Source organism: Echinicola pacifica DSM 19836 (genome assembly GCF_000373245.1).
Taxonomy (GTDB): Bacteria; Bacteroidota; Bacteroidia; order Cytophagales; family Cyclobacteriaceae; genus Echinicola; species Echinicola pacifica.
This window is the reverse complement of sequence record NZ_KB890754.1, coordinates 348,450-373,510: the sequence shown is the minus strand read 5'-3', so window position 1 is coordinate 373,510 and position 25,061 is coordinate 348,450. Positions and strand designations below refer to the sequence as shown.

Annotated in this window: 20 protein-coding genes and 2 tRNA genes; 17 read left to right on the top strand and 5 right to left on the bottom strand. The window is 42.1% G+C overall.

The window, feature by feature from the left end:
• Nucleotide 1 precedes the first annotated feature (1 nt).
• On the top strand, nucleotides 2–1,474 hold the full coding sequence (locus tag B050_RS0115485) for an SGNH/GDSL hydrolase family protein (RefSeq protein ID WP_018474853.1): 1,473 nt from the start codon (nucleotides 2–4) through the stop codon (nucleotides 1,472–1,474).
• A gap of 145 nt (nucleotides 1,475–1,619) precedes the next feature.
• On the opposite strand, the gene B050_RS0115480 is transcribed toward B050_RS0115485, so the two are convergent.
• Together B050_RS0115480 and B050_RS0115475 are read right to left on the bottom strand one after the other, a co-directional pair.
• Nucleotides 1,620–1,691, bottom strand: a tRNA-Glu gene (locus B050_RS0115480).
• Nucleotides 1,692–1,720: 29 nt separating this feature from the next.
• Nucleotides 1,721–1,795 (bottom strand) — tRNA-Glu (locus tag B050_RS0115475).
• A 203-nt stretch (nucleotides 1,796–1,998) separates the two neighbouring features.
• Between B050_RS0115475 and gap the strand changes: the two genes are divergently transcribed.
• Entirely contained in the window at nucleotides 1,999–3,003 is a 1,005-nt protein-coding gene (gene gap / locus B050_RS0115470; protein WP_018474852.1) for a type I glyceraldehyde-3-phosphate dehydrogenase, read from the top strand.
• A 187-nt stretch (nucleotides 3,004–3,190) separates the two neighbouring features.
• Nucleotides 3,191–4,087, top strand: coding sequence for a cation diffusion facilitator family transporter (locus B050_RS0115465; protein ID WP_018474851.1), 897 nt, complete (start codon nucleotides 3,191–3,193; stop codon nucleotides 4,085–4,087).
• Between the two features lie 69 nt (nucleotides 4,088–4,156).
• On the opposite strand, the gene B050_RS0115460 is transcribed toward B050_RS0115465, so the two are convergent.
• On the bottom strand, nucleotides 4,157–5,029 hold the full coding sequence (locus B050_RS0115460) for an AraC family transcriptional regulator (RefSeq protein WP_018474850.1): 873 nt from the start codon (nucleotides 5,027–5,029) through the stop codon (nucleotides 4,157–4,159).
• Nucleotides 5,030–5,225: 196 nt separating this feature from the next.
• Here B050_RS0115460 and B050_RS0115455 point away from each other — a divergent pair, with 196 nt between their 5' ends.
• From B050_RS0115455 to B050_RS0115420, 7 genes are all read left to right on the top strand, one after another.
• Entirely contained in the window at nucleotides 5,226–6,533 is a 1,308-nt protein-coding gene (locus B050_RS0115455) for an L-fuconate dehydratase (RefSeq protein WP_018474849.1), read from the top strand.
• A 62-nt stretch (nucleotides 6,534–6,595) separates the two neighbouring features.
• Complete coding sequence (locus B050_RS0115450) at nucleotides 6,596–7,351, top strand: SDR family NAD(P)-dependent oxidoreductase (protein WP_018474848.1); 756 nt, start codon at nucleotides 6,596–6,598, stop codon at nucleotides 7,349–7,351.
• Nucleotides 7,352–7,576: 225 nt separating this feature from the next.
• Entirely contained in the window at nucleotides 7,577–8,434 is an 858-nt protein-coding gene (locus B050_RS0115445) for a fumarylacetoacetate hydrolase family protein (RefSeq protein WP_018474847.1), read from the top strand.
• Between the two features lie 86 nt (nucleotides 8,435–8,520).
• Nucleotides 8,521–9,348, top strand: coding sequence for an amidohydrolase family protein (locus B050_RS0115440; RefSeq protein ID WP_018474846.1), 828 nt, complete (start codon nucleotides 8,521–8,523; stop codon nucleotides 9,346–9,348).
• A 191-nt stretch (nucleotides 9,349–9,539) separates the two neighbouring features.
• Nucleotides 9,540–9,884: an L-rhamnose mutarotase gene (locus tag B050_RS0115435; RefSeq protein WP_018474845.1), complete on the top strand. Its 345-nt coding sequence runs from the start codon at nucleotides 9,540–9,542 to the stop codon at nucleotides 9,882–9,884.
• A gap of 603 nt (nucleotides 9,885–10,487) precedes the next feature.
• Nucleotides 10,488–11,222, top strand: coding sequence for a LytR/AlgR family response regulator transcription factor (locus tag B050_RS0115425; RefSeq protein ID WP_018474842.1), 735 nt, complete (start codon nucleotides 10,488–10,490; stop codon nucleotides 11,220–11,222).
• Nucleotides 11,215–14,220, top strand: coding sequence for a sensor histidine kinase (locus B050_RS0115420; protein WP_018474841.1), 3,006 nt, complete (start codon nucleotides 11,215–11,217; stop codon nucleotides 14,218–14,220). Before B050_RS0115425 ends, B050_RS0115420 begins: the two co-directional genes overlap by 8 nt.
• Before the next feature lie 637 nt (nucleotides 14,221–14,857).
• Here B050_RS0115420 and B050_RS0115410 read toward each other — a convergent pair.
• Entirely contained in the window at nucleotides 14,858–16,606 is a 1,749-nt protein-coding gene (locus B050_RS0115410; RefSeq protein WP_018474839.1) for an ABC transporter ATP-binding protein, read from the bottom strand.
• A gap of 325 nt (nucleotides 16,607–16,931) precedes the next feature.
• Nucleotides 16,932–17,594 carry an MCP four helix bundle domain-containing protein gene (locus B050_RS0115405; protein ID WP_018474838.1) on the bottom strand — a complete coding sequence of 221 codons (663 nt, stop codon included), beginning with the start codon at nucleotides 17,592–17,594 and terminating at the stop codon, nucleotides 16,932–16,934.
• Nucleotides 17,595–18,540: 946 nt separating this feature from the next.
• On the opposite strand from B050_RS0115405, the gene B050_RS0115395 reads away from it, so the two are divergent.
• The 7 genes from B050_RS0115395 (at nucleotide 18,541) to B050_RS0115365 (ending at nucleotide 24,965) form a co-directional block, all read left to right on the top strand.
• Nucleotides 18,541–19,044 (top strand): hypothetical protein, encoded by a 504-nt coding sequence (locus tag B050_RS0115395; protein ID WP_157492828.1) that lies wholly within the window; start codon nucleotides 18,541–18,543, stop codon nucleotides 19,042–19,044.
• Nucleotides 19,045–19,064: 20 nt separating this feature from the next.
• Complete coding sequence (locus tag B050_RS0115390; protein WP_018474835.1) at nucleotides 19,065–19,934, top strand: pirin family protein; 870 nt, start codon at nucleotides 19,065–19,067, stop codon at nucleotides 19,932–19,934.
• A 167-nt stretch (nucleotides 19,935–20,101) separates the two neighbouring features.
• Entirely contained in the window at nucleotides 20,102–20,713 is a 612-nt protein-coding gene (locus B050_RS0115385) for a fumarylacetoacetate hydrolase family protein (RefSeq protein ID WP_018474834.1), read from the top strand.
• The gene (locus B050_RS0115380) at nucleotides 20,700–22,565 is read left to right on the top strand and encodes a M23 family metallopeptidase (protein ID WP_018474833.1); all 1,866 of its coding nucleotides are present in this window, start codon (nucleotides 20,700–20,702) and stop codon (nucleotides 22,563–22,565) included. The genes B050_RS0115385 and B050_RS0115380 overlap by 14 nt, the downstream gene beginning before the upstream one ends.
• Before the next feature lie 65 nt (nucleotides 22,566–22,630).
• Nucleotides 22,631–23,080: a thioredoxin-dependent thiol peroxidase gene (gene bcp / locus B050_RS0115375; protein WP_018474832.1), complete on the top strand. Its 450-nt coding sequence runs from the start codon at nucleotides 22,631–22,633 to the stop codon at nucleotides 23,078–23,080.
• An 11-nt stretch (nucleotides 23,081–23,091) separates the two neighbouring features.
• Nucleotides 23,092–23,943, top strand: a complete 852-nt coding sequence (locus B050_RS0115370) for a transketolase (RefSeq protein WP_026235934.1) — start codon at nucleotides 23,092–23,094, stop codon at nucleotides 23,941–23,943.
• 53 nt (nucleotides 23,944–23,996) lie between these two features.
• Nucleotides 23,997–24,965, top strand: a complete 969-nt coding sequence (locus tag B050_RS0115365) for a transketolase family protein (protein ID WP_018474830.1) — start codon at nucleotides 23,997–23,999, stop codon at nucleotides 24,963–24,965.
• Nucleotides 24,966–25,061: the final 96 nt, after the last annotated feature.

The window sequence follows — 25,061 nt, the reverse complement described above, 5'->3', positions numbered from 1 at the left end:
CATGACTATCAATTATAAAACGATATATCTTACGGCAGTGGCGGCCCTGGCCTTTTCCTGCCAATATGAATTCCCTGCGGTCCCTGACAATGAACCCAGCCCTGGTAATGCTGATTTCTCTAAGATGATCAATGTGGGAAACTCTCTCACGGCAGGCCTTATGGACGGGGCCCTGTACAATCGCAGCCAGCAAAACTCTTTTGCCATCATCCTTGCTGCCCAGTTGGAAGCGGTGGGTGGTGGATCCTATAATGTTCCCTCGATCAATTCTGAGAACGGCTATTTTGCTATGGGGCCTAATGGGCCTTTAGGCAGACTCACCTTGGTCACTAACAGTCAGACAGGAGCAATAGGCCCGCAACCTATTGGTGCGGGAGACCTGCCTAGTGCCTATACGGGTGATAAGGCTAGCTTAAATAATTTTGGTGTCCCTGGCATCACCATAGGTCAGGCGCTGACTCCACTTACCGGTGGACCTGCCTCCACCAGTAATGCGGCGTACAATCCACTATATGCTCGATTTGCAAGTGCTCCGGGGCAGTCCACCATAATCGGGGATGCGGCGATGGCTTTGGCTGATGGCGGTAGTTTTTTTACTTTCTGGCTGGGCGCCAATGATGTTTTGGGCTATGCCATCACAGGAGCTGCTAACCCCACAATACTTACTTCAGACAGTGATTTTCAGGAAAGACTCACCTTAGCCCTTAACACCTTGCTTTCGGCAAATGAGAGCGCTAATGGAGTGGTGATGAACATCCCAGGCATAGAAACTCTACCCTATTTCAATCTAGTTCCTTATAATGCTATTCCACTGACTCAGGCAGAAGCTAATCAGCTGAATCAAGGGTACACTGCCTATAATGCAGGACTGGGCCAGGCACTGCTTGCGGGTTTTATAAGTGAAGAAGAGAAGAATTATCGGACTATTGAATTCATCGCTGGAAACAATTCTTTTGTGATAGAAGATGAATCATTGACAAATCTGACGGCCTTGGGTCTGCCCTCGATACGACAAAGTAAGAAAACCGATAAAACCACGCTTCCACTGTCGCAAGCCTTAGGCCAGCCTTCAGCAGATTATCCTAATGGCCAACGAGGGCTGAGTTTCCCCGTAGAAGACAGCTATATACTTATTCCTGATGAGCAGGTGCAGGTCAATACCAAAATCAGCACTTTCAATGGTTATATCGCCGCAGCGGTAAGTGCACATCAAGACCGACTAATTCTGGTGGACATCGCCGCTTTTATGCAGGAAGTAGCTGCTGGCACGATCAAATCTAATGGGGTAAGTCTAAATGCGAGCATTGTCCCTCCAAATGGTGGTATCTCCACCGATGGCATCCATCCAAATGGCCGTGCTCATGCTTTCATCACCAATCTGGTAATCGATGGGATCAATGCTAAGTGGCAGGCCAATATTCTAAAAATTAATCCTAATGCCTATATCGGAAATGACCTTCCTGTGGTCAGGTAAAATTTCTCTGCTGCTATAAAATAAAAAAAGCCTCGTAACAATGTCACGAGGCTTTTCCATTCACTTTAACCACTAACAACCATAAAACAAAAATTCATCATGCTATGAAGCAATCAGAAAATGATGAAAACATCACTTTTGTTAGTAGTCCGTACGGGAATCGAACCCGTGTTTCATCCGTGAAAGGGATACGTCCTAACCCCTAGACGAACGGACCATGTAAAACAGAAAGACAAGGTATCAAGATGGTAGTCCGTACGGGAATCGAACCCGTGTTTCATCCGTGAAAGGGATACGTCCTAACCCCTAGACGAACGGACCATTTTGTTTTTATTTCCTTGCCTTTCTGTAAGGTGATGCAAATATAGAGGCTTAAATTTACAATACAAAACCCTGCCAAAAAATATTCTGTTTTTAATCCCAAATTCCTGATTATGAGCCTAAAAAAATAACACTTTAGGCAAAACCGCGGGACTTTTGTAAATTCACCCTTTGGAATTACTAACCCAATAACGATTAAAAGGATGACTAAAATAAAGGTGGCTATCAATGGTTTTGGCAGAATTGGCCGGTATGTATTTAAACTGCTTCAGCAAAATCCCGCCGTGGAGGTACTTGCTATAAATGACCTCATGGAAATTTCGAATCTGTGCCATTTGCTAAAATATGACTCCATCCATGGCCGCTGGGATCATCAGGTACAGTCCGCAGATGACCATATCATCATCAATGGGCATAAAGTGAATGTCTATGGTAAAACCTCCCCTGAGCAGCTCCCCTGGAAGGAACTTGGGATTGATATAGTCATCGAATGTACGGGACGATTTGTCTCCAAAGACAAAGCCGAAGGACATCTAACAGCAGGAGCAAACAGGGTCATCATCTCTGCTCCAGCAGTGGGCGAGGTACCCACGGTCGTACTGGGCGTCAACGACCCTATACTCAAGGGTGACGAGACCATCATCTCCAATGCCTCCTGCACCACCAACTGCCTTGCTCCTATGGTGAAGATCCTTGATGATCAATTTGGTCTTCAAAAAGCCTTTGTTTCCACCGTGCATAGCTACACCGCAGACCAAAACCTCCAGGATGCTCCTCACCGAGACCTCAGACGTGCCCGTGCAGCCGCCCTGTCCATCATCCCCACTACCACCAATGCCGCCAAAGCAGTGGAGCTCGTCCTGCCTAAGCTTCAAGGAAAACTCCATGCTATGGCTTATCGGGTCCCCGTTCCGGATGGAAGCCTCACCGAGATCAATGCCATCCTTGATCAACCCACCAGCACGGAGCAAGTCAACGAACTCATGAAGCACCATGCGCAAAATGACTATAAGGGCATCCTCGAATACACCGAAGACCCCTTAGTCTCTGCTGATATTATCGGTAATCCCCATTCCTGCATATTCGATTCCCAATTGACAGTAGTCAATGGCAATTTTATCAAGGTCATCGCTTGGTATGATAATGAATCCGGCTATGCCAATAGAGTGGTGGACCTGGTCTTCAAACTCTATAAAATCGCAAGGTAAAACCCTAATCATTAAAAAAATACAATAGGGAATTTTAGGCCTCTTCGCTATAGGCAAGGCAACTGAATCATTATTAGGAGTTTTAACCATAAATTAATTACCGATTCTGGGTACAAATACCCATTATGCAACGGTGTGGAATCATTTTCGCAGTAAATTTGGTCATAGCACTAATTTTCCGAAGCCAATGTCTCACGATCACCATCACAGCCATAAAAACATAAAACTCGCCTTCTTCCTCAACCTGGGATTTACCATTCTGGAGTTTATTGGAGGGATGTTTGTCAATAGTATTGCGATCATCTCGGATGCCCTTCATGACCTTGGCGACAGCATATCTCTAGGGATCAGCTGGTATTTGGCGCATAAGTCCAATAAGGAAGCCACGCAGACCTTCACTTTTGGATATAAGCGTTTTTCTCTTCTTGGTGCCCTCATCAATAGCCTTATCCTTTTGGGAGGCTCGGCGTTTGTGATTCGTGAGGCGATTGATAGGATCATTCATCCCGAAAGCTCTGACGCCCAAGGAATGTTTATATTTGCTATCATTGGGGTGGCGGTAAATGGCTATGCAGCTTTTAAACTGAGCCATGGCAAGACCCTGAACGAAAAAGTCATCAGCTGGCATCTTATCGAAGACGTATTAGGCTGGGCGGCAGTATTGGTAGCTTCTATCATTATGATGTTTGTGGATAGCCCTTACATCGACCCCGCTTTATCCATTGCTATCACACTGTATATCCTATATAATGTCCTCAAAAGGCTTCGCGAAACACTTATGATCTTCTTGCAAGCCAGCCCAAAGGAAATAAATGAAGCAGAAATCCATAGTAAAATTCTCGCCTTAAAATGCGTGGAATCCCTTCACCATGTACACATATGGTCGTTGGATGGTGAAAAACATGTGTTTACCGCGCATATAAAGCTAAAAGAAGTCGATTCCTTACAGGATATCATGAACCTGAAAAGCAACCTGCGTAGTCTCCTCAAAAGCTATCCATTCTCCCACCATACTATAGAAGTGGAGCTTCCTGATGAACCTTGTGCGATGCTGGAAACCAAGGAAGAGCATCACCACCACTGATGGGCTCTTTGATTACTCCTATTATCATGTATTTATTCTAAGGGAAATTTTATCCGAAACAATGAAATACTATCGGTGTTTCTTATGTTTCCGCAAATACTCAGATGGAGAAATATCCATTATATTCTTAAACTGTCGATTGAAATTCGATAGGTTATTAAAGCCACATTCATAGCCCACTTCGGAGATATTTAGTTTCTCCTCGATTAGAAGTTTACAGGCATAGCCAACTCTTATTTCATTCAAAAATCTAGAATAAGTCTTCTTAGTAGATTTCTTAAAATACCTGCAAAAAGCGGTCGGGTTTAGATGCACCAATTCTGCCACCTCTTCCAAAGGGATATTTCTCTTGAAATTATTAAAAGTAAAAGAATATACCTTATCCACTCTATCATCGCCGGTGCTGTGCAAAGGCAGCAGAAAACCATCCGTGCTTAAGGTTTGGCAATCAGTTTCATCAGCCAAAACTGCCAAAAATTCGATGAGAAGATTAAACCGTACCACCCCCTCAGCCAAAAACAAGCGATCCATATATTCAAAAGCCAGCTCTCTAGCTTTCCCCTCAAACTTCAGCCCGTTGGTGGCTCGGTCTAGCAGCTTACTGATAGATTTCAGTTCGGGTAAATCCATGAATTCCTTCCCTGCAAAATCTCTTTTGAAGTGAACGGTATAAGCTTCAGCACTTCCCTCCTGCTTTTCTTTAAAAAAGGCAGGATCATTTTGCCATAGATGGGGAAGGTTTTCACCAATCATTATTAGATCCCCTTCCACAAAAGGCTCAATGCTATCGCCAATAAACCGCGTACCTTGACTTTTGGTAATATAAACCAACTCAATTTCACTATGATAATGCCATACATCCAGGAAATAGGGATACGAATGCCTGGCTACCATGAAGGAGCGATCAAAGGGGCTTTTTCTTTCTAATAATTTGGCTTTCATAAATAAGTACGGTTGAGGGCTAACGGTTTCTTGACCTCTCAATAATACAAATATTATCATTACAAAACAATAACCTAAACAAAGGAGCAAAAATAGTATTACATAAAAGTAATATTAATGTAGCAAGACCATTTAGATTATGTGAAATTGCATCATAATTCACTTTAGAAAAAAAATTAATAAAACTCCTAAAACCATGGGCATAAAAATCACCGGTTATAAGATTAAGGACATCCGATTTCCTACCAGCAGGGAAAAGCACGGCTCAGATGCCATGAACCCCGATCCTGACTATTCGGCAGCATATATTATACTCGAGACAGACCAGCCAGATCTTGAGGGGCATGGGCTTACCTTCACCATAGGCAGAGGCAATGAAATCTGCTGTGCAGCATTGGAGGCGATTGCTCATCATGTGGTGGACACGGACCTTGACGATCTTACTGCGGACATGGGGGCTTTTTGGCGCTCAGTGAATAGTGACAGCCAGATCCGCTGGTTAGGACCAGAGAAAGGTGTAGTCCATCTCGCTACCGGAGCCTTGGTCAATGCGGTATGGGATTTATATGCCAAGGTGGAGAAAAAGCCATTATGGAGATTATTGGGAGAAATGAGTCCTGAGGAGCTGTTGAAATGTGTGGACTTCACTTATATCACTGATGTATTGACGCCGGAGGAGGCCTTGGAGATGCTCAAAGAAACTGCCAAAGGCAAGGAAGAGCGCTTTAAATATTTAGAAGAAAATGGATATCCGGGATATACGACCTCCGCAGGGTGGCTGGGATATACTGACGAAAAAATCAGACGACTGTGCAAAGAGGCGAAAGCTGAAGGTTGGAAGCATATCAAGATGAAAGTAGGGGCAAACTTACAAGACGATATCAGAAGAGCAGGAATCATCCGAGAGGAAATCGGTGATGAGATGTTCCTTATGATGGATGCCAACCAACGTTGGGAAGTATCTGAGGCCATCGAAAACATGAAAGAATTGGCAAAATTCAACCCATTATGGATTGAGGAGCCGACGAGTCCTGATGATATCCTTGGTCATAAAGCGATATCTGATGGAGTACATCCTATTCTAGTGGCCACAGGTGAGCATTGCCAAAACAGGGTGATCTTCAAGCAACTTATGAAAGCGGGAGCCCTTCAGATTTGCCAAATTGACTCTTGCAGAGTCGGTGGTGTAAATGAGAACCTAGCCATCATGCTGATCGCCAAGAAATTCGATATTCCTGTATGCCCTCATGCGGGTGGTGTGGGTCTATGCGAATATGTGCAGCACCTCTCTATGGTGGATTACCTATCAATCAGTGGGACGATGGAAGGCCGCGTGATCGAATATGTAGATCATTTGCATGAGCATTTCCTGGATCCGGTTATCATAAAGAATGGCAGATACCAAGCCCCTCAGTTACCGGGTTACAGTATCGAGATGAAGGCTTCCTCTTTGGAGGAATATGACTTTACCACAGGTCCGGTATGGAATGAAGCACATGTCTAGCAGGTTGGTGCAGGACAGCTTTTTTTCTTAATTTGGACATATTTCTGTAAATAAATCACAAGATGAAAGATAAAACCATAATCATAACGGGTGGTGCAAGTGGAATTGGGCTGGCCATGACCACTAAATTTGCCCAAGAAGGCGGAAAAGTATATTTCATAGACTACGATCAGAAAAACGGAGAATCTGTCGCCAAAGATCTGAGTTCCAAAGGACTGGATGTGCATTTCATCCAAGGGGATGTATCCGATACTTCTGCGATAAATACGGCAATCGGCGGTATAGAAGGCACTATAGATGTGCTGGTAAATAACGCCGGAGTATCTCATATCGGCAATTTGGAGAACACCTCTGAGGACGATTTTGACCGACTGTATAAGGTGAATGTAAAGGGAATCTATAACTGTACCATCGCAGCTATCCCAAAGATGAAAGAAAATGGCGGCTCCATCGTTAATATGGCTTCCATCGCTTCCACCATGGGAATTCCTGATCGTTTTGCCTATTCCATGACCAAAGGAGCAGTTTTTGCTATGACCTTGTCTTTAGCAAGAGATTATGTGCAATATAATATCCGCGTAAACAGCATCGCTCCAGGAAGAGTCCACACCCCCTTTGTGGATGGATTCCTAGCCAAAAATTACCCTGGTCAGGAAAAAGAAATGTTTGATAAACTTGCTGCCACCCAACCTATTGGAAGAATGGGCAGGCCTGAAGAGATAGCGGCCATGGCCTATTATTTATGCTCAGAAGAAGCAAGCTTTATTACTGGAGGCAATTATCCTATTGATGGCGGTTTCTTAAGTCTTAAAATGTAATTGGAATTCCCTGCTCCTTTTAGCTTATATTTTCTGTAAAAATCCTAATTTAGATTTCAGAAAATAGAAGGTACCCCATTCAAGTGAAAAGAGTACTTCCTAGTTATTAACTTTGACATACAAGGTTTCTCTAGCCAGGAAGTTTGTCAACGGAATAAATGGGAAATCAGAGCAGACTCCCGATTACAGTGAATATAATTAAACATAAGCTAACGATAAAAAAGCATGAAATTATTAAGATTTGGCAATCCTGGAGCAGAAAAGCCAGGAATCGAAAAAGCAGATGGTAGCCGCTTAGACTGCAGTGCCTTTGGAGAAGACTGGACTGAAGATTTTTTGGAGAATGATGGATTAAACAGACTATCCAAGTGGCTGGAAGACAATGAAGAGTCTTGCCCACAGGTAATCACTGAAACCCGTCTAGGTCCACCGATCAAGCGCCCATCAAAAATCATCTGCATCGGCCTTAATTACTCTCTTCATGCCAAAGAAAGTGGTATGGAAGTGCCAAAGCAGCCAGTTATCTTCATGAAAGCCACCTCTTCTCTTTGTGGTCCAAATGATGATATCATCATCCCAAAAAATTCTCAGAAAACCGATTGGGAAGTGGAATTGGCCGTGATGATTGGAAAGAAAGCCAGCTATGTAGAAAAAGAAGATGCGATGGACTATATCGCAGGTTATTGCCTGCTAAACGATGTCTCCGAAAGAGACTTCCAGCTTAGCCATGGCGGACAATGGGTAAAAGGAAAGAGTAACGATCACTTTTCTCCACTAGGCCCCTACTTGGTCACTAAGGATGAAATCAAAGACCCTCATAACCTGAGACTTTGGCTGAAGGTAAATGGTAAAATGCTGCAAGATAGCAATACCTCCGACCTGGTTTTTGATATTCCTACACTGGTAAGTCACCTGAGTCATTATATGACCCTATTACCTGGGGATATCATCTCCACCGGTACTCCTGCCGGGGTTGGACTTGGCCTCACCCCTCCTACTTATCTCAAAGAAGGCGACGTGGTGGAGCTGGGAATAGATGGGCTGGGAACTTCCAGCCAGAAAGCGGTAAACTATAAAGGTTAATCCCTTCTTATATTGATAAAATTAAAACCTGCTGGATATATTCAGCAGGTTTTATTTATTTTGACCCAAAGAACCAAAACAAACCTATGAAAATTGACGCACATCAACATTTCTGGCAGTATAATCCAGAAAAGCATGCCTGGATAGAGGATCATATGAGCACGATCCGCCAGGATTTTTTACCCAAAGACCTTAAGCCTCTCCTTGACAAAGCTGGTGTGGAAGGCACCGTGGCGGTACAAGCAGATGAGTCTTTTGACGAAAACACCTTCTTATTGCAGCTGGCAAAAGAAAATTCTTTTATCAAAAAAGTAGTGGGCTGGGTAGACCTCCGCTCCCTATCTTTGGAAAAATCCCTTGAGGAATATTCCACCAATCCCAGCATGGCAGGATTTAGAATGATCCTTCAGGGTCAACCTCCCGCTTTGATGGATGATATCTCCTTCAGGAATGGCATGGCAAAACTAAAGAACTATGGTTATACCTATGATATTTTAGTATTTCCTCATCATCTCAGAGCCACCTTGGACCTGGTAAGTCACTTTCCCGATCAGCCCTTTGTAATAGACCACTTGGCCAAACCTTATATTAAAGATGGAAAAATAGATGAATGGGCATCCTGGATGAAAAAAATTGCCAGCTTCGATAATGTACATTGCAAGGTATCAGGTATGGTGACAGAAGCCAATTGGAAATCATGGACCTCTGCCGAACTGAATCCATATATTGAAGTAGTTCTGGAGGCCTTTGGCGCTGAGCGACTCATGTTTGGATCCGACTGGCCAGTACAACTATTGGCGGCTGAATACCAGCAATATCATGACTTGCTTTCTGACTATATTTCTAGCCTTTCGGCTGTGGAGCAGGCAAATATAATGGGAAATAATGCTGCCAAATTCTACGGAATCCAATAAGTATTATTGGGGAAGCGAACCTGCGGTAGTCTTACCTGATTAAGTATTTAATCAGGTAAGTTACGTTTACAATGCATGAAACTATTTATGTAAGGTAGTCTAATAGGAATGACTTGCAATTTCACGCTCCTATACCTCAGAGAATACTCCCTGCCCATAGGGTCAAATTAAACGATAAACTTTAAGCAAAAATGAATAAGAAATATACGCTTACCTTAGATCTGAAAAACGAGCCACAATTAATTAAAGAGTATGAAGCCTATCATCAAGAGGTGTGGCCCGAGATAAAAGAAAGTATATTGCAAGCGGGAATTGTCAATATGGAAATCTATCGCTGGCAAAACCGATTATTTATGATAATGGAAGTGGATAATTCATTTTCATTTGATAAAAAATCAGCAATGGATGCCTCCAACCCCAAAGTCCAGGAATGGGAAACACTAATGTGGAAATACCAACAATCTCTTCCCGGAGTGGCCGAAGGGGAAAAATGGCAATTAATGGATAAGATTTTTGAACTTCAGGAAGGAAATTAATTCCTTCCTGAAGTAATTACATTACGGCTTATGGCCTAAAATAAATCAATATTCCTTGATTAAATTAAGTCATTGCTTAATTTCGATTTCACCTAATTCAGTTTCCTTTTCAATTTTAAGGTAAATGCTTAGATAATGGAAACCTGTTTGAGAATATAGCTCAAGCCTTAATTTTTTGCCAATGGGCCTTTTTTTAATAGTAATTCTAATTTGTAAGCCATTTACAAAAATCCAGATCGGCACATTCAATTAAAGCCGGATAATTTCCTTATTTATTTTTAGGCAATAATTTTAAAGATATTTTTTTCAAGTTCATTATACTTTCTTTTCTTTGCACCATAACTCAAACGATCGTTTAACATATTATGTATATAAATTTCGCTGTTGATATAATAACAAACCTAAAATGATATATGAAATAAAATTCATGTAAATATTAGACGTGATTTTATTTAGAATTGTGGGTAAAATAAATTTTAGTGGTAAGGAGAAATTTATTTTTTCCCTGAGGAAATCTTAAAAAAACGTTGCTCAAATCTTCAAAATACATTATTTTAATAACAAAGAACACTACTAAGACTACAAGGGAAGGACCATTCATTTATGATCAAGGTAATAATTGTTGACGATGAACCTAAAGCGCAGGATTCATTAGAATCCTTGTTGCAATTAAAATTTAAAGATAAGTATAAAATTATCTCCAAGTGCTCTTCTGTGGATGAGGCGATTGTAGCGATCAACCATCAAGTTCCGGATCTTTTATTTTTGGACATACAGATGCCGGGAAAAAATGGTTTCTCGTTAATGGACCATTTCCCTATTTTGCCTTTTGAAGTTATTTTTGTCACTGCCTTTAAAGATTACTCTTATGAAGCCATCAAGGCACATGCTTTTGACTATTTGCTTAAGCCCATCGATCTTGGGGAGCTGGAAGAAGCCATGCTTAGGTTTGAGCGAAACAAGGAGGAGCGTAATCTAAATCATAAATTAGACACTATCCAGGCAAATATGGAACAGCTGGATATCATTACTTTTAATTCGGAAAGAGGGTTGGACTTCGTCAAAATAAATGACATAATCTACTGTGAATCAGACAATAACTACTGCACCATCTTTCAGGAAAATGGAAAAACCATCAAAGTTTCCAAAACCTTAAAGAACATTCACGAAAAGCTTCCTCAGCATATTTTCCATCGTGTACATGACAAATATGTGGTTAATATTAAAAAAATAGACAGCTATGACCGGCGGGACAATTATTTGTTTTTGAAAAACGGAGAAAAGATATCCATATCTATACGCAAAAAATCCAAGTTCCTGGATGCTATCAATGGTTAAATATATTTTATTTTTTCTATTACAGCTCTCCCTATTTACCCCACTTATAGCGCAGCAATACCCCACGGTTAGATTTCAAACCCGCGATGGGCTCCCCAATATTGCGATCAGAAGCCTGTATGTGGACTCTAGGGATATCCTATGGATCGGCACTGAAAACGGCCTGTCCAAATATCAAAATGGCTACTTCACAAATCTATTTGTGGAGGATGGGCTTGCCGAAAACAACTGCTGGGCGATCTGTGAGGATGAAAATGGCCATTTGTGGTTTGGAAGTTACGGTGGTGGGGTAACAAGCTTCGATGGGGATGCATTTAAGATTTATAATAAAGAAAATGGCCTGGTTCACAATCAAGTCCAAACCCTTTATGCTGCTAATAAAAAAGTCTATATAGGTACGTTGAACGGCTTATCCATTATGGATATTGACACCAAGGAGATCAAAACGGTAAAAGGTAGCCAGGCTAAGCATCCTCAAAACTATGTTTCAGGATTCTTCCAAAGGCATGGAAAATTCTATTATACCACTTATAATAATGGACTCTACGAGGTCGTGGATAATGGCGAGGAATTTAAGGCCCGCAAAATCCATAATGGAACCATGACCTTGTCGCTTTTTATTGAGGGAGACAGCTTGTACTGTGCCAATAAAGGCCAGATGGTAAAATACCATATAGATGATTTCATTAAATCCCCCGACACCGGACAGCCGGTGGGAAGATCTTCCGTATGGGACCAAACCCAAGATCACCTCGGAAATCGGTACTTAGCGGCCTGGGGAATTTATCAGAATACAGGGGGACTTTACCGATTTGATGCTAAGAATATGATACCTATGAATCAGGATTTTGGGATAGACTCCAAGCATATTCTAGCCTTGGAATTCCAAAAATCTAAGCAACAGCTCTTTGTTGGGTCTCATGATAAGGGGCTTTACCGAGTTTCCCTAGACAATTCAGTGGTGTACTTTCCAAGAAATGGTACAGAGGTGAAAGGCATAGAGGAGTTAAATGACAAACTATTAATTCTGGATGAGTCCGGCTTAGAGATAAAGCCGCAAAAAAGAAACGACTCTTCTTCAGTCCATATTCATCCAAAAACCTTCAAGAAGGAACAGGAAAACTACCTAAAAGCAGGGAAATACATCCCTAAGCATGAGGATTTTTTCTATGAGATCGACTATACTACGCCCTCCTCATTGATCAAATTTTATAGGCTCAGTGTTCATAAAAACAAAATTTGGATATCGACCAATATTGGTTTATTCGCCCTTAATGAAACGGGAGAAATCACCGATTATCTTCCCTTGCACACCATGGTGATGGGCTTCACTCCTGACCATCAGCTCATTGAGACCAATCCATATCATGGGGTACGAGTATATAATGATCCGCAATCATTTGATTATCACTACTTTCCAGAAGAGGACATAGACACCCCGACCATGGTCACTGACATCACTTCTTCGCCCGGAAGCACTTATTTCTCTTCTGCCTTTTCTGGCTTATTCCTATATACCGGTGGCAAATTCAAATCGCTGCTTAAGGAAGGAATTTTAGAGGAGAAAAAAATCAAGAAAATTCACTATACCGAGGACGGGCGTTTATTGGTAGGTGGTGAATATGGCAATCTGTATATCCTGGATGGGGACGCTGATTTTAAACTCCTAGGTAGGTATTCCAAAAAAAGACTAAATGGAAATTCCATCGTCGCATTGGAGGATTATAAGGAATATATGGTGGTAGGCACCGAACAGGGCGTACACCTTATAAGCGATCATTCTTATCAATTCTATAGTCAGCAACAGGGCCTCAAGCATTCTCCGCGGATGGTAAAAGTAATTGGTGATGACCTTTATATCGCCACCGAAGCGGGGTATTATAAGCTTGACTTGAAGCATATCTCCTCTCTGGAGAGAGAAAAAATTGGCGTGCAGCTCCATAATATTAGCATAAATAATGCAGCTATATCCAAGGACAACTATCGATGGTTCGATTATAAGGAATCAAGTATTTCGCTGAATGCCGATCAGTCAGCGGTCAGTGTGGACTTTGCTCTTGAGGGGGTAAAACACCCTGATCTGGTATGGATTAGATACCGGCTAAATCCCAATGAGGAATGGAGTCCTTTCCAGCAAAATACACTGATAACTATCAATCATCTAAATCATGGGAAGTACAATCTGGAGATCAATGCCTTTGACCAGCACACGAGTACTTCAGAAACCCTGAGCCTCCTTAAAATAATTGTCGAGCCTCCTTATTACGCCACACCTTGGTTTGTGGTTTTTTCCATATTCACTTTATTCCTGCTGGTGCATGGGCTATTTTGGTATAACCTTAGGCGCCAGCGCCAAATACAAATCGCCAAGTCAAACATTACTAAAAGAATCGCAGAAACGCGTCTGGAAGCACTCAGAAGTCAGATGAACCCGCATTTCACCTTCAATGCTCTTAACTCTGTGCAGTATTATATCCTGGAGCACAATCAGGAGGAGGCCATTCGATTTCTAGGGCAATTCTCCTCCTTAATGCGGACCACCCTCGAGCATTCCTCCCAAGCGTGGATCTCTTTACGAGAGGAACTAAGGTATATCAAAGCCTATGTGGACATTGAAAATTCCAGACGAAAAGTCCCCATAGAAGTTAATATAAAGCTGGATTCCAGCCTTTCAAATGATGATACTCAGGTCCCACCGATGATCGTCCAGCCAATTATAGAAAACGTGTTTGTACATGCCTTTCCGCCCTCGAGGCTAAAGCCAAAAATGACCATCTCCTATACCAAATACAATAAGCATAGTCTGATATGTTCAATAGCGGATAATGGGATTGGTTTTGACTCGAGCACCATTTCTAACCAGTCAAAAGGGCTTTCCCTTATTTCAGAAAGGCTAAAACTCCAATTTATGGACGAAAAATCCCCCATTACCATTCACTCCACCATTAATACTGGGACAACCATCCAGGTGATTATCCCTATTCGTATAGCCACATAAGCTTGCCTTGGACCAGGTGAATCCCGGAGAAGGCCGAATCACTGCTTTGAAATTTATATCAGCAATATTAGTTGGAACTACCTCTAATTGGTCCCTTTCCAATAGAATGGCAATGCGGTCTGGGGAGACTGCATTTGTGCATAGATTTTCCTTCCGTAAGGATAATATATCTTTGGTCAATAAATACAAATCACTGATAGCCAAGGTACAATATACTTTTTAAGGGTTTGATTACTATACTCCCTCTTTCCCAAAAAGTGCTAAGCACCTTTTTTTCAGCCCGCCAAAGCCGTATTGCAGGGACTATAAGCAGTTTTATGGGATGCCAAGCATTATGAAAAGCCTCCTAATTAAGCGGAAACGGTAAGTACTCAGGATTATAACCCCTCACCTCTTCAAAGCTTACACTTACTCATTCTTAAAAATTATACGAAAAAATAGACCTTATTTTACAGCGATGAAAGTGATTAATTTGAAAGGTTAATCAATCGCAATTTTGCGGCAATTATCAATAAGTTGGTTCTGTTTAACAACAGTATTTTTTCATCTTAGCCCGGGAGCTATTCCGCCCGGGCTTTATTTTTTTTCTGATCTATCAAAACGATCGCTGAACAATCGTCCTGCAAGCCCGATGCTATTAGATTCTTGCCTGATAGGTATAAAGGTCAAAATACCTCCCTTTTTTCTCCATTAATTCATCATGCTTGCCTCTTTCCGCAATTTGCCCTTTTTCCACCACCAGAATCTGATTGGCTTGGCGGATGGTACTTAGCCTATGAGCGATCACAAAGGTGGTTCTTCCTTTCATAAGTTCTTTTAAGCTGGCCTGGATAAGGGTCTCACTCTCGGTATCCAAATTCGATGTAGCCTCATCGAGGATCAGAATTCGTGGATCCGCCAGGATGGCTCTAGCAATGGCTATACGCTGCTTTTGTCCACCGGAAAGCTTTACTCCACGCTCCCCTATCATAGTATCCAGACCTTCGTCAAATCTATCTGTAAACTCATTGACATAGGCAGCATACACTGCCTGCATCAGATGCTCTGTACTGGCGTCTGGCCGGGGGAAGAGAATATTATCCCGAATGGTCCCTTCAAACAAAAAGTCATCCTGCAATACCACCCCCAGCTGACTTCTATAACTATTAAGATTTACCTGCTGTAAATCCTGGCCGTCCACACGGATAATACCGCTGGTAGGGTTTAGAAAAGAAGCTACAAGGCCTGCAATGGTCGATTTCCCAGAACCTGAGGTACCTACCAATGCCGTCATCGTCCCTGCTGGTGCAGTGAAACTCACTTCTTTTACTACTGGCTTGTCTTTTTCATAGGCAAAAGAAACCTGGTCAAATTCAAAATCGCCTTTGATGGAAGGTAGTGCTATGCCCCGTAATTTCTCATCCTCTTCCAACGGGATATTCATAATCTCCTCTGTCCTGTCCAACCCGGCAAATGCCTCGGTCAGCTGGCTACCAATATTGCTCATCTGAACAATGGGGGCGATCATAAAACCCAAATAGAGGGTAAAAGCAAGGAAATCACCAAAGGTCAATTGATCGTTCATAATCATATAGCCGCCGATACCCATAATCCCTGCTGAGGCCAGCCCCAATAGTAAGGTCGCCGCACTCGTCACCATACTGGTGGTGGTAAGGCTAGACTTCACATTGAGATACAGTCGCTGCACACCATCCTCAAAAGTTTTCACTTCCTGGGATTCCGCATTAAAGCCCTTAATCACTCGGATTCCCCCTAGGGTCTCCGTGAGACGTCCGGTAACCTCGGCATTTATTTTGCCTCTTTCCCGGAAAATAGGTCTGATCTTAGCAAAAGCCTTTAAGGAAATTAAGCCAAAAACAATTACAGGTACCAGTACATAAAAAGTCATCATCGGACTGATATAGATCAATAATCCAAGGCAGATAATAGAGGTCAGTATCCCTCCCACCATTTGGGCTAAGCCTGTACCGACAAGATTACGAACGCCTTCCACATCCGTCATAATCCGCGAAACCAACTCCCCTGTTTTGGCATTATCAAAAAACCTAATGGGCAGGCGGATTATATGTCCCTGGACCTTGGCCCGCAATTTTGCTATCAGGTGCTGAGCTTCCACGCTCAAGATCTGGGTAAGAGCAAAGCTCGTCACCGCTTGAATGGTAACTGAGGCACCCACCGCTATCACGAGCCACTTTAGCAGCACCATATTATTGTTTGGAATGACATCATCTATAAGATACTTACTCGCTCCAGGCAGCACTAATCCCGCCAGCCTGCTGATGATGATCAAAAACAGACCCAGAAAAAGGTGCTTTCGTCTTGGCCAGATAATCGTTTTGAACACATGACCAATGGTCACTTTCTTTTCTTTCTTGATTGTTGACATAGGTATATAAAAATAAGGCAATTCTCAACGAAAATTGCCCTCAATAAGTTCTTACCTAATTATAAATAGTAAATAAATAATGATTTTCCAGTAAATCCCTGAGAATAAAGGCACTTATACTTCTTTTATCTCCCCGGCAAATCACGCATTTTAAAGAACTCAATTGGTAAACCAGGGCACTGGAGAAAAACGGGGGATGTCAAGCTAGTAGGAAAAGTAAAAAACGTAAGCCACTATTCACCGATTACCCAGCCAGCACTAATAAGAGAAGCCTGAATCCTGGCTAGTAGAAAATGGGGTGCAAATAGGATCCTTTGGGGAGATTTTAATTCCAATTGGCGCGCTGGCGAATCTTGCTTCTACTACTCACCACTCCAAAAATCAAGGCATTGATTACAATGGCTAATACGATCAATAGTGCGGTTTCAAATTTGGTAAGAATAGAACTTCCAGCCATGATACGTTGAGAGTCATCATTGACCTGCTTACCCACGGTCAATTGAATTTCAGAAAGCGTCTGCAGGTCTTCAGAAGCCGCGGTGATATAGTTCTCCGTATCCCCCTTAGCTTGCTCAAAGTCCTCAATGGATCCATCAATAATGATGTGCTCAAGGTTTTTGATTGTTTGCATATTAGAGGTCAGGGAGCTGAGCGCCACTGCTTCTTCAGAAGTCAAATGTGTGGCTTCAAACACCACTAATATCGAATCGATTTTGAGGTTAAGATCAGAAGTGGTGGAGGCATGATTTTGAAATTCAAGGGCGGTCTGGCTATCATCAAGCATCCGCTGCTTCTTATTCAATATATCCGAAAGGTGATAAATATAGCTTTCCGGCAGCAGCCTATCCTCATATATCGTGGCGAGGGAGATCGTCAAATCAGAAACATTTTCTTCATCCAAAATATTCTTAACAAAAACAGATATAAAAACTACCATTAACAATCCAGCGATAGCCAAGCGATTTTTAATACTATAAACCCATTTCATGATTAGAATCTCCTCTCCGGTTAAATTTGGATACCATTATATCTGGAACTTTATATTTAGACTAATATAAACCCATTTTGCCCTGATTAACAATTTATTAACAAACTTATTATGTTTTACGGAATTCTCCTCAAAAGGGTACCAAATAATTGACTTGATTAGGTATTTTATAATCATTCTGCCTTCATTCAGGGTGGTTTTTGGTATTATTCACAGGCATATCTTAGAGTAATACAATTTTCACTTAAGTGTAAAATAGGGATTTTCAGGATTGTCCCTCCTATTATGGCTATCGAAATGGAGGTATGTTGGTGGCTGATCCTTACTATATAAGGAGTACCTTCCAGAAATCTCTTCGGCTTCCATTTCACCAAACAAAAATTGCTACTCAAACCATTTTATAGAATCAAGCTTAAACCTTCAAAAGTCACACCTTATATATTATAGTAAATTTTGTGGATTGGCAATTGAAATTGTATCCTCATCCACTCAAGGGCAATACTTCCCCGAACAGGGGATTTACTAGGTGTAAAGGATCTTCATTTAGGAATATTTCCGAGGGACTTCCGAAGGAAAAGGATGTGATTTCACCTGGTGAAACCACTTGATAGCCTTAGACTTTGGCAGTTTTAGGGGAGCTCCTATGCTGGATTCCTTCTGAAAAGCGAGTAAAAATGATTAGAGGGAAAAAAAACATCAAATTTTTATCAGGGAATTCCTTACATTTTCCTAAGGTTACCAAATTGTTATATGTATCGTTTTTTCTTATTTGAAAAACATTTTACTTTAAATAAGCTGCTTCAAACTAAAAAGTTATTAGTACTTCACCTATACGACATGTAACTATTCTAATTTTTAAACTCCAAAATATTCATTTTTTTTAGTGATCTTTGTGGCCATTGAATGTAAAAATTCGTATTCTTATATAACTAAAGAAGACAAAATCATGCTGACCAGAGATTTCATACAGCTGCTACAGCTTACCCCAAAGATGCCTGTAAAGGTGGAATACCTACCAGGTCTATATACCCCAGATTCAGTATTTGTTGAGAAAGTCACCACCGCAGACGGTGATGATGGAGCAGTACATATTCAGGTAACATTGGCGGAAGGTCCATATAGATCAAATTTAGTTACGAATGATATATTTGATCAAATACTACAGGATATCCCAGACATGGCCATACTACCCAGCTCTATAGTTACCGTAATATATGGTAACGCTGAATTTGGTAATACTGAATTGGACATCAATGAAATAGAGGTTTTTCAAGGTAATTTCACCTTAAAACTATACTCTACCAATAATTTAATTAATGCGAATAGAAGAAAAGAGAAAGTCAGAAGCAAAACGGTGGAACCGAAAAGCAAACGCCACTTTTTTTCTGGTTTGAAAAACATATTATTTCCTACACCATTGGTACTTCGTTGGAATCCCGCTAAATTATAAGCGAATTCAACGTAGCTATTATGTCAAATAAGGATTTAATAATTCCTGAGCGTAGCCGGGATATAGGAGATTTCTTAGTGGGTCGATTACTGCCTTTCAGAGAGAAGCGCATGGTCGGCCCCTTTGTATTTATGGACCATATGGGTCCCTCCACCGTGGGTCCGGGTCATTATATGGATATTGGTCAGCATCCTCATCTGGGTTTATCCACGCTTACTTTTTTGCTTGAGGGCGAAATGATGCATGAGGATAGCCTAGGGACAAAACAGCGGATAAAGCCAGGGTCTGTAAACTGGATGACTGCTGGTTCTGGCGTCACCCATACGGAGCGCAGCCCTATCGACTTGCGAGATGGCGGGAGCTATCCCATTCATGGCTACCAGATCTGGGTGGCCCTGCCCAAGGACAAAGAACTAATATCACCGAGTTTCCATCATTTTGAGGCGAGCCAACTTCCCTACTGGGAGGATGGAGCTGCCGCCATCACTTTGGTGGCTGGGAAGGGATTCGGCAAAGAATCTCCCGTCCCCGTTCACTCCCCTTTATTTATGCTGGACATCAAGGTTTCTGCGGATTATGATTTGGAGATTGCCGAGCAGCTTCAGGGAGAAATTGGGATAGCAGTGGTGGATGGAGAGGTAAATGCCTGCGATCAAATCGTGCGTAAGGATCACCTGCTCGTCTCCAAAGTGGACAATCAATGTGCCTTAAAAATTAAAAAAGACAGTCATATTCTTGTATTTGGTGGAGACCCCTTTCCTGAAAAACGATATATTGACTGGAATTTTGTTTTCAGTGAAAAGGAGCCTATCCAAATGGCCAAAGAAAGGTGGATAAAAAAGGACTGGCCAATGGTCAGTGGCGACACTTCCTATATCCCCTGGCCATAAGCGAATTATAAGCTAAATACATAAAAGAATCCATAGTAAAATCAAGGTTTAGTGGGACTCTGGAAAGAGTCCCTTTTCTTTATTGTTTATTTAAGGGGTAAAGATTTTAAATAACGCTGCCTATATAGTTTCTTTGTAATAAATTCACACAAGCAAATTAACTTTTCATGAAGATTATAGCGATAGGTAGAAATTACGCCAAACATATAGAAGAGCTGCAAAACGAAAGGCCCTCAGAACCGGTGGTTTTCCTGAAACCTGACACGGCCCTATTGAAGAATAATATGCCATTTTACCTACCAGAATTCTCAAATGATGTGCACCATGAGGTGGAGATCGTACTGAAAATTGACAGAGAAGGCAAATTCATCAAAAAGGAATTCGCAGATCGGTATTTTAGTGAAATTGGTATTGGTATTGACTTTACTGCAAGGGATCTCCAGCATAAGTGTAAGGAAAAGGGCCTGCCTTGGGAAATCGCCAAGGCCTTCAATGGTTCGGCACCTATAGGAAATTTTATTGCTAAAAAAGACATTAAAGACCTCAATGACCTGAACTTCCACTTGGACATCAATGGGAAAGAAGTCCAAACAGGCAATACCTCCATGATGTTATTTGACTTTGGGACGCTTTTGGAATATGTCTCGCAGTTTTTCACCCTCAAGAAAGGAGACCTGATCTACACAGGAACCCCCGCAGGTGTGGGCGCAGTGAAAGCCGGAGACCGTCTGGAAGCATATATTGAGGATGAAAAATTATTAGACTTTGAAATTAAATAGATTAGCCTTACTACTCCCTATTTTCCTGCTGTCCCTTACGGCTGCAGCACAGATAGAAAAAGGGTATTATAAATTCCCTATCAAACCCGGTCAGCGAAACTACCTGTCGGGCAATATGAGTGAAATTCGCCCCAATCATTTCCATACCGGAATAGACATCAAAACAGACGGGCGGGAAGGACTGCCGGTTTATGCCGCTGCTGATGGCTATGTCTATCGGATGAAGGTCTCCTCCTTTGGCTATGGGAATGTGCTCTACCTCCGGCATCCCAATGGACAATATACCCTATACGGTCATCTGAAGGACTTCAACAGCCAGATTGAGGACTATATGTGGGCCCAAATGCAAAAAGCGGAGGACAATAATTTAGAAATATATCCTGATAGTCTGGCCTTACCGGTCAGGAAGGGTGATATTATTGCCTATTCCGGGAACACAGGCAGCTCTGGAGGGCCTCACCTTCACTTCGAAATCAGGGATTCAAAAGACAGGGCCCTGGACCCGCTTAAATTTGGGTTTCGGGAAATAGAAGATAGCACCCCTCCCACCCTACGCTCCATCGCAATCACTCCCCTAACGATAGATAGCAGAATCAACGGGAAATTTGAAAGAACCGTGCTACAGCCCGCCTTCCGGGGCAATCAGTTTGTCATCGATGGAAACGTAGAAATTACGGGAAAAGTAGGCATAGAGATCAGTGCTTATGATAAACTCGATGGAGTATATAATCAAAATGGTTTTCCTCACTTCGAAGTATTTCAGGAAGGAATAAAAACCTTTGATGTCAATGTGGATCGGGTGGATTTCAACATCGGCAGATTCCTTCTCACTCACACCCATCAAAATCGCTATACTAAATTATATACCACGGCTTATAATCAGTTTGACTTTTACAGCCCTGATAGCTTATACAGTGGGGCCATAGAAGTGGCAGCTGACAGCAGCAAGGCCGTCACCGTACGTCTGGAAGACGTATATGGCAATACCTCAAACCTAGAAATGACCTTCAAGGGTGAGCCCGTCCAACATGAAATAAGCGGCTACTCCGCAAGCAAAAAAACCTTGGATTACGAGGATAACTGGCTGATCGTAAGGGCTCAGAAGCTAGACAGCCAAAACCTCGCCACCTTCTATATAGATGACCTCATGATGGAGGTGATGATGAGCTATGAGGATCCGCGCTTCCGCACCTATATATGGGATATGGATTATGGTATCCCCGACTCCATAGATGTCTGCAATGAAATCTTATACCCTAAGGTCCAACAAAAAATACCCTTTGGGAAGGAATATTATTATAGTGATAATAACTGCACGATAAACTTTGAGAAGGAATCATTGCTCGAAACGATCTTTCTCAATATAGAATCAGGCAGGTATAATTCGCGACCTTCCCTGGAGATAAATGAAGGCAGAGAGGACTATCTACGTGAGGAAATAGAAGTAAGTATGGATGTGACTGACTATAAAGGGAGCCGTGAGAAGGTCCATATTTATCAACATTATTCCAATGGCTACAAACGCTTTGTCGGAGGGGAATGGAATGATGGGAAAATCACCTTCAAAACGAAAAATTTTGGTACTTTTGTGCTGGTTCAGGACGATACCGCCCCAAGCATAAGCCCCATCCGGGTGAATTCCTCCGAACTTCGCTTTTCGATAAGGGACAATCTGTCAGGCATTAAGAGTTTTGAAGCTCGGGTTGATGGAAAATGGGTAATTATGCGGTATGAACATAAAAATGGCGTAATTTGGTCACAAAAGACCGATGCCGGCCCCTTTAAAGGAAAGCTGGAATTAAAGCTTACCGATAATGCCGGTAATATTTCAGTTTTTACAAGAAATCTCTAGGTTTCTGACAAAATATTCGGAAATTTAAATGTCAAAACAACACTTAAACTCATAAACTTAAAATTATGGCACTTGAAGTAGGCAGTAAAGCCCCTGATTTTGAAGCAAAAGACCAAGATGGCAAGCTCATCAAATTGTCTGAATTCAAAGGCAAGAAGGTTGTTTTATACTTTTATCCTAAGGACAACACCCCTGGCTGCACAGCGCAGGCATGTGATTTACGGGATAACTATGAAGCCTTACTCAACGCGGGTTACGTTGTATTAGGAATCAGCACCGATTCCGAAAAGTCTCACCAGAAGTTCATTGAAAAGCATGAGCTACCATTTCCATTGATTGCTGATGAGGACAAGGTGGTGCATGAGAAGTACAATACGTGGAGGGAGAAGAACAATTACGGCAGGACCTATATGGGCACTGTGCGTACCACCTTTGTGATCGATGAAGAGGGCAATATTGCTGATATCATTGAGAAGGTAAAGACAAAAGAACATTCAAATCAAATACTTAACTAAGTTCCTTTAAAATGGAAAAACTAACAACCGAACAATTACAAAAGACGGCCTCACAGGTCAGGAGAGACATTTTGCGCATGGTGCATGAGGTACAATCCGGCCATCCTGGAGCCTCTTTGGGTTGCACCGAATTTTTCGTTGCCCTGTATTTTAACCAACTGAATCACAATTCTGAATTTTCCATGGAAGGAAAGGGTGAAGACCTATTTTTCCTTTCAAACGGACATATTTCCCCTGTATGGTACAGCGTATTGGCCAGATCAGGATATTTTGACCTGGAAGAGCTGAAGACTTTCAGAAAGATCAACAGCCGAGTGCAAGGTCACCCAGCCACAGAAGAAGGCTTACCAGGAATCAGAATCGCTTCTGGCTCATTGGGACAGGGGCTATCTGTCGCTATCGGAGCCGCTCAGGCGAAGAAAATCGATGGTGATAAAGGCATAGTATATGCACTTATGGGCGATGGTGAACAGCAGGAAGGTCAAATCTGGGAAGCTGCGATGTATGCTCCTCACCATAAGGTGGACAATTTGATCGCAACGATCGACTTTAATCGTCAGCAGATCGATGGCCCTACGGCAGTGGTGATGGATTTAGATGATTTGAAAGCTAAATGGGAAGCCTTTGGATGGCAGGTTATCGAGACTGTAAAAGGTAACGATATGGCATCTGTGGTGGAAGGATTAGAGAAAGCAAAAGCACTATTGGGTAATGGTAAGCCAGTGTTAAACCTCCTTCATACAGAGATGGGTTTTGGAGTAGACTTCATGGTGGGCACACACAAATGGCACGGAATTGCTCCAAGTGACGAGCAATTAGAAAATGCCTTGGGCCAACTGGAAGAATCACTGGGCGATTATTAATCAAATCATTAACATCCTGTTGCCTCCAAGTGCAACAACAAACATTGTAAACCATGGAAAAAACCTTAGACACTAAATATACTTATACTGAGAAAAGCGATACCCGATCAGGTTTTGGTGACGGCCTTGTAGAGGCAGGTCGCAAGAACCCTAATGTGGTTGGTCTATGTGCTGACTTGATCGGCTCCCTAAAAATGGGTGCTTTTCAAAAAGAATTTCCTGAGAGATTCTTCCAGGTAGGTATCGCAGAAGCCAATATGATGGGCCTTGCCGCTGGTATGACCATCAATGGTAAAATTCCTTTTACAGGAACATTTGCCAATTTCTCTACCGGCCGTGTATATGATCAAATCAGACAGTCAATCGCTTATTCTGACAAAAACGTCAAAATTTGTGCTTCTCACGCGGGTCTCACTTTAGGAGAAGATGGTGCTACTCACCAGATCCTTGAGGACTTAGGAATGATGAAAATGCTTCCTAATATGACGGTGATCAATCCTTGCGATTATAACCAAACCAAAGCCGCAACCCTAGCAATTGCAGAATATCATGGCCCGGTTTACCTGAGATTTGGTCGTCCAAAATGGCCTATCTTCACTCCTTCGGATCAGAAATTCGAAATTGGTAAAGCCTGGAAAATGATCGAAGGTACCGATGTTACCATTTTTGCAACAGGTCATTTGGTATGGGAAGCGGTCGTGGCTGAAGCCATGCTTAGAGAAGAAGGCATCTCCGCAGAAGTAATCAATATCCACACCATAAAGCCTCTCGATACGCAGGCGATTTTGGAATCGGTAGCCAAGACAGGCTGCTGTGTGAGTGCCGAAGAGCACCAATATAACGGTGGCTTAGGCGATAGCATTGCGCAAACCTTGATTAGAAACAGCCCTGCTCCACAGGAATTTATTGGAGTGGACGATTCTTTTGGTGAGTCAGGGAAACCTGAGGACCTATTAGAGAAATATGGTCTGAATGCAGAAAATATCGTTAAGGCTGCTAAAAAAGCAATTGGCAGAAAATAATCCTTAATGGAAATTGATGAAGCAGCAAATTGGTCCTTCCAGTTTGCTGCTTTATTGTTTTTTATCCAATCCTCTTCATTTTTGAAGACAAGCGTC

Bases quoted from the DNA above. Each gene is read 5' to 3' on its own strand.
- B050_RS0115485 (WP_018474853.1), top strand. From the start codon at position 2: ATGACTATCAATTATAAAACGATATATCTTACGGCAGTGGCGGCCCTG.
- gap (WP_018474852.1), top strand. From the start codon at position 1,999: ATGACTAAAATAAAGGTGGCTATCAATGGTTTTGGCAGAATTGGCCGG.
- B050_RS0115465 (WP_018474851.1), top strand. From the start codon at position 3,191: ATGTCTCACGATCACCATCACAGCCATAAAAACATAAAACTCGCCTTC.
- B050_RS0115460 (WP_018474850.1), bottom strand. From the start codon at position 5,029: ATGAAAGCCAAATTATTAGAAAGAAAAAGCCCCTTTGATCGCTCCTTC.
- B050_RS0115455 (WP_018474849.1), top strand. From the start codon at position 5,226: ATGGGCATAAAAATCACCGGTTATAAGATTAAGGACATCCGATTTCCT.
- B050_RS0115450 (WP_018474848.1), top strand. From the start codon at position 6,596: ATGAAAGATAAAACCATAATCATAACGGGTGGTGCAAGTGGAATTGGG.
- B050_RS0115445 (WP_018474847.1), top strand. From the start codon at position 7,577: ATGAAATTATTAAGATTTGGCAATCCTGGAGCAGAAAAGCCAGGAATC.
- B050_RS0115440 (WP_018474846.1), top strand. From the start codon at position 8,521: ATGAAAATTGACGCACATCAACATTTCTGGCAGTATAATCCAGAAAAG.
- B050_RS0115435 (WP_018474845.1), top strand. From the start codon at position 9,540: ATGAATAAGAAATATACGCTTACCTTAGATCTGAAAAACGAGCCACAA.
- B050_RS0115425 (WP_018474842.1), top strand. From the start codon at position 10,488: ATGATCAAGGTAATAATTGTTGACGATGAACCTAAAGCGCAGGATTCA.
- B050_RS0115420 (WP_018474841.1), top strand. From the start codon at position 11,215: ATGGTTAAATATATTTTATTTTTTCTATTACAGCTCTCCCTATTTACC.
- B050_RS0115410 (WP_018474839.1), bottom strand. From the start codon at position 16,606: ATGTCAACAATCAAGAAAGAAAAGAAAGTGACCATTGGTCATGTGTTC.
- B050_RS0115405 (WP_018474838.1), bottom strand. From the start codon at position 17,594: ATGAAATGGGTTTATAGTATTAAAAATCGCTTGGCTATCGCTGGATTG.
- B050_RS0115395 (WP_157492828.1), top strand. From the start codon at position 18,541: ATGCTGACCAGAGATTTCATACAGCTGCTACAGCTTACCCCAAAGATG.
- B050_RS0115390 (WP_018474835.1), top strand. From the start codon at position 19,065: ATGTCAAATAAGGATTTAATAATTCCTGAGCGTAGCCGGGATATAGGA.
- B050_RS0115385 (WP_018474834.1), top strand. From the start codon at position 20,102: ATGAAGATTATAGCGATAGGTAGAAATTACGCCAAACATATAGAAGAG.
- bcp (WP_018474832.1), top strand. From the start codon at position 22,631: ATGGCACTTGAAGTAGGCAGTAAAGCCCCTGATTTTGAAGCAAAAGAC.
- B050_RS0115370 (WP_026235934.1), top strand. From the start codon at position 23,092: ATGGAAAAACTAACAACCGAACAATTACAAAAGACGGCCTCACAGGTC.
- B050_RS0115365 (WP_018474830.1), top strand. From the start codon at position 23,997: ATGGAAAAAACCTTAGACACTAAATATACTTATACTGAGAAAAGCGAT.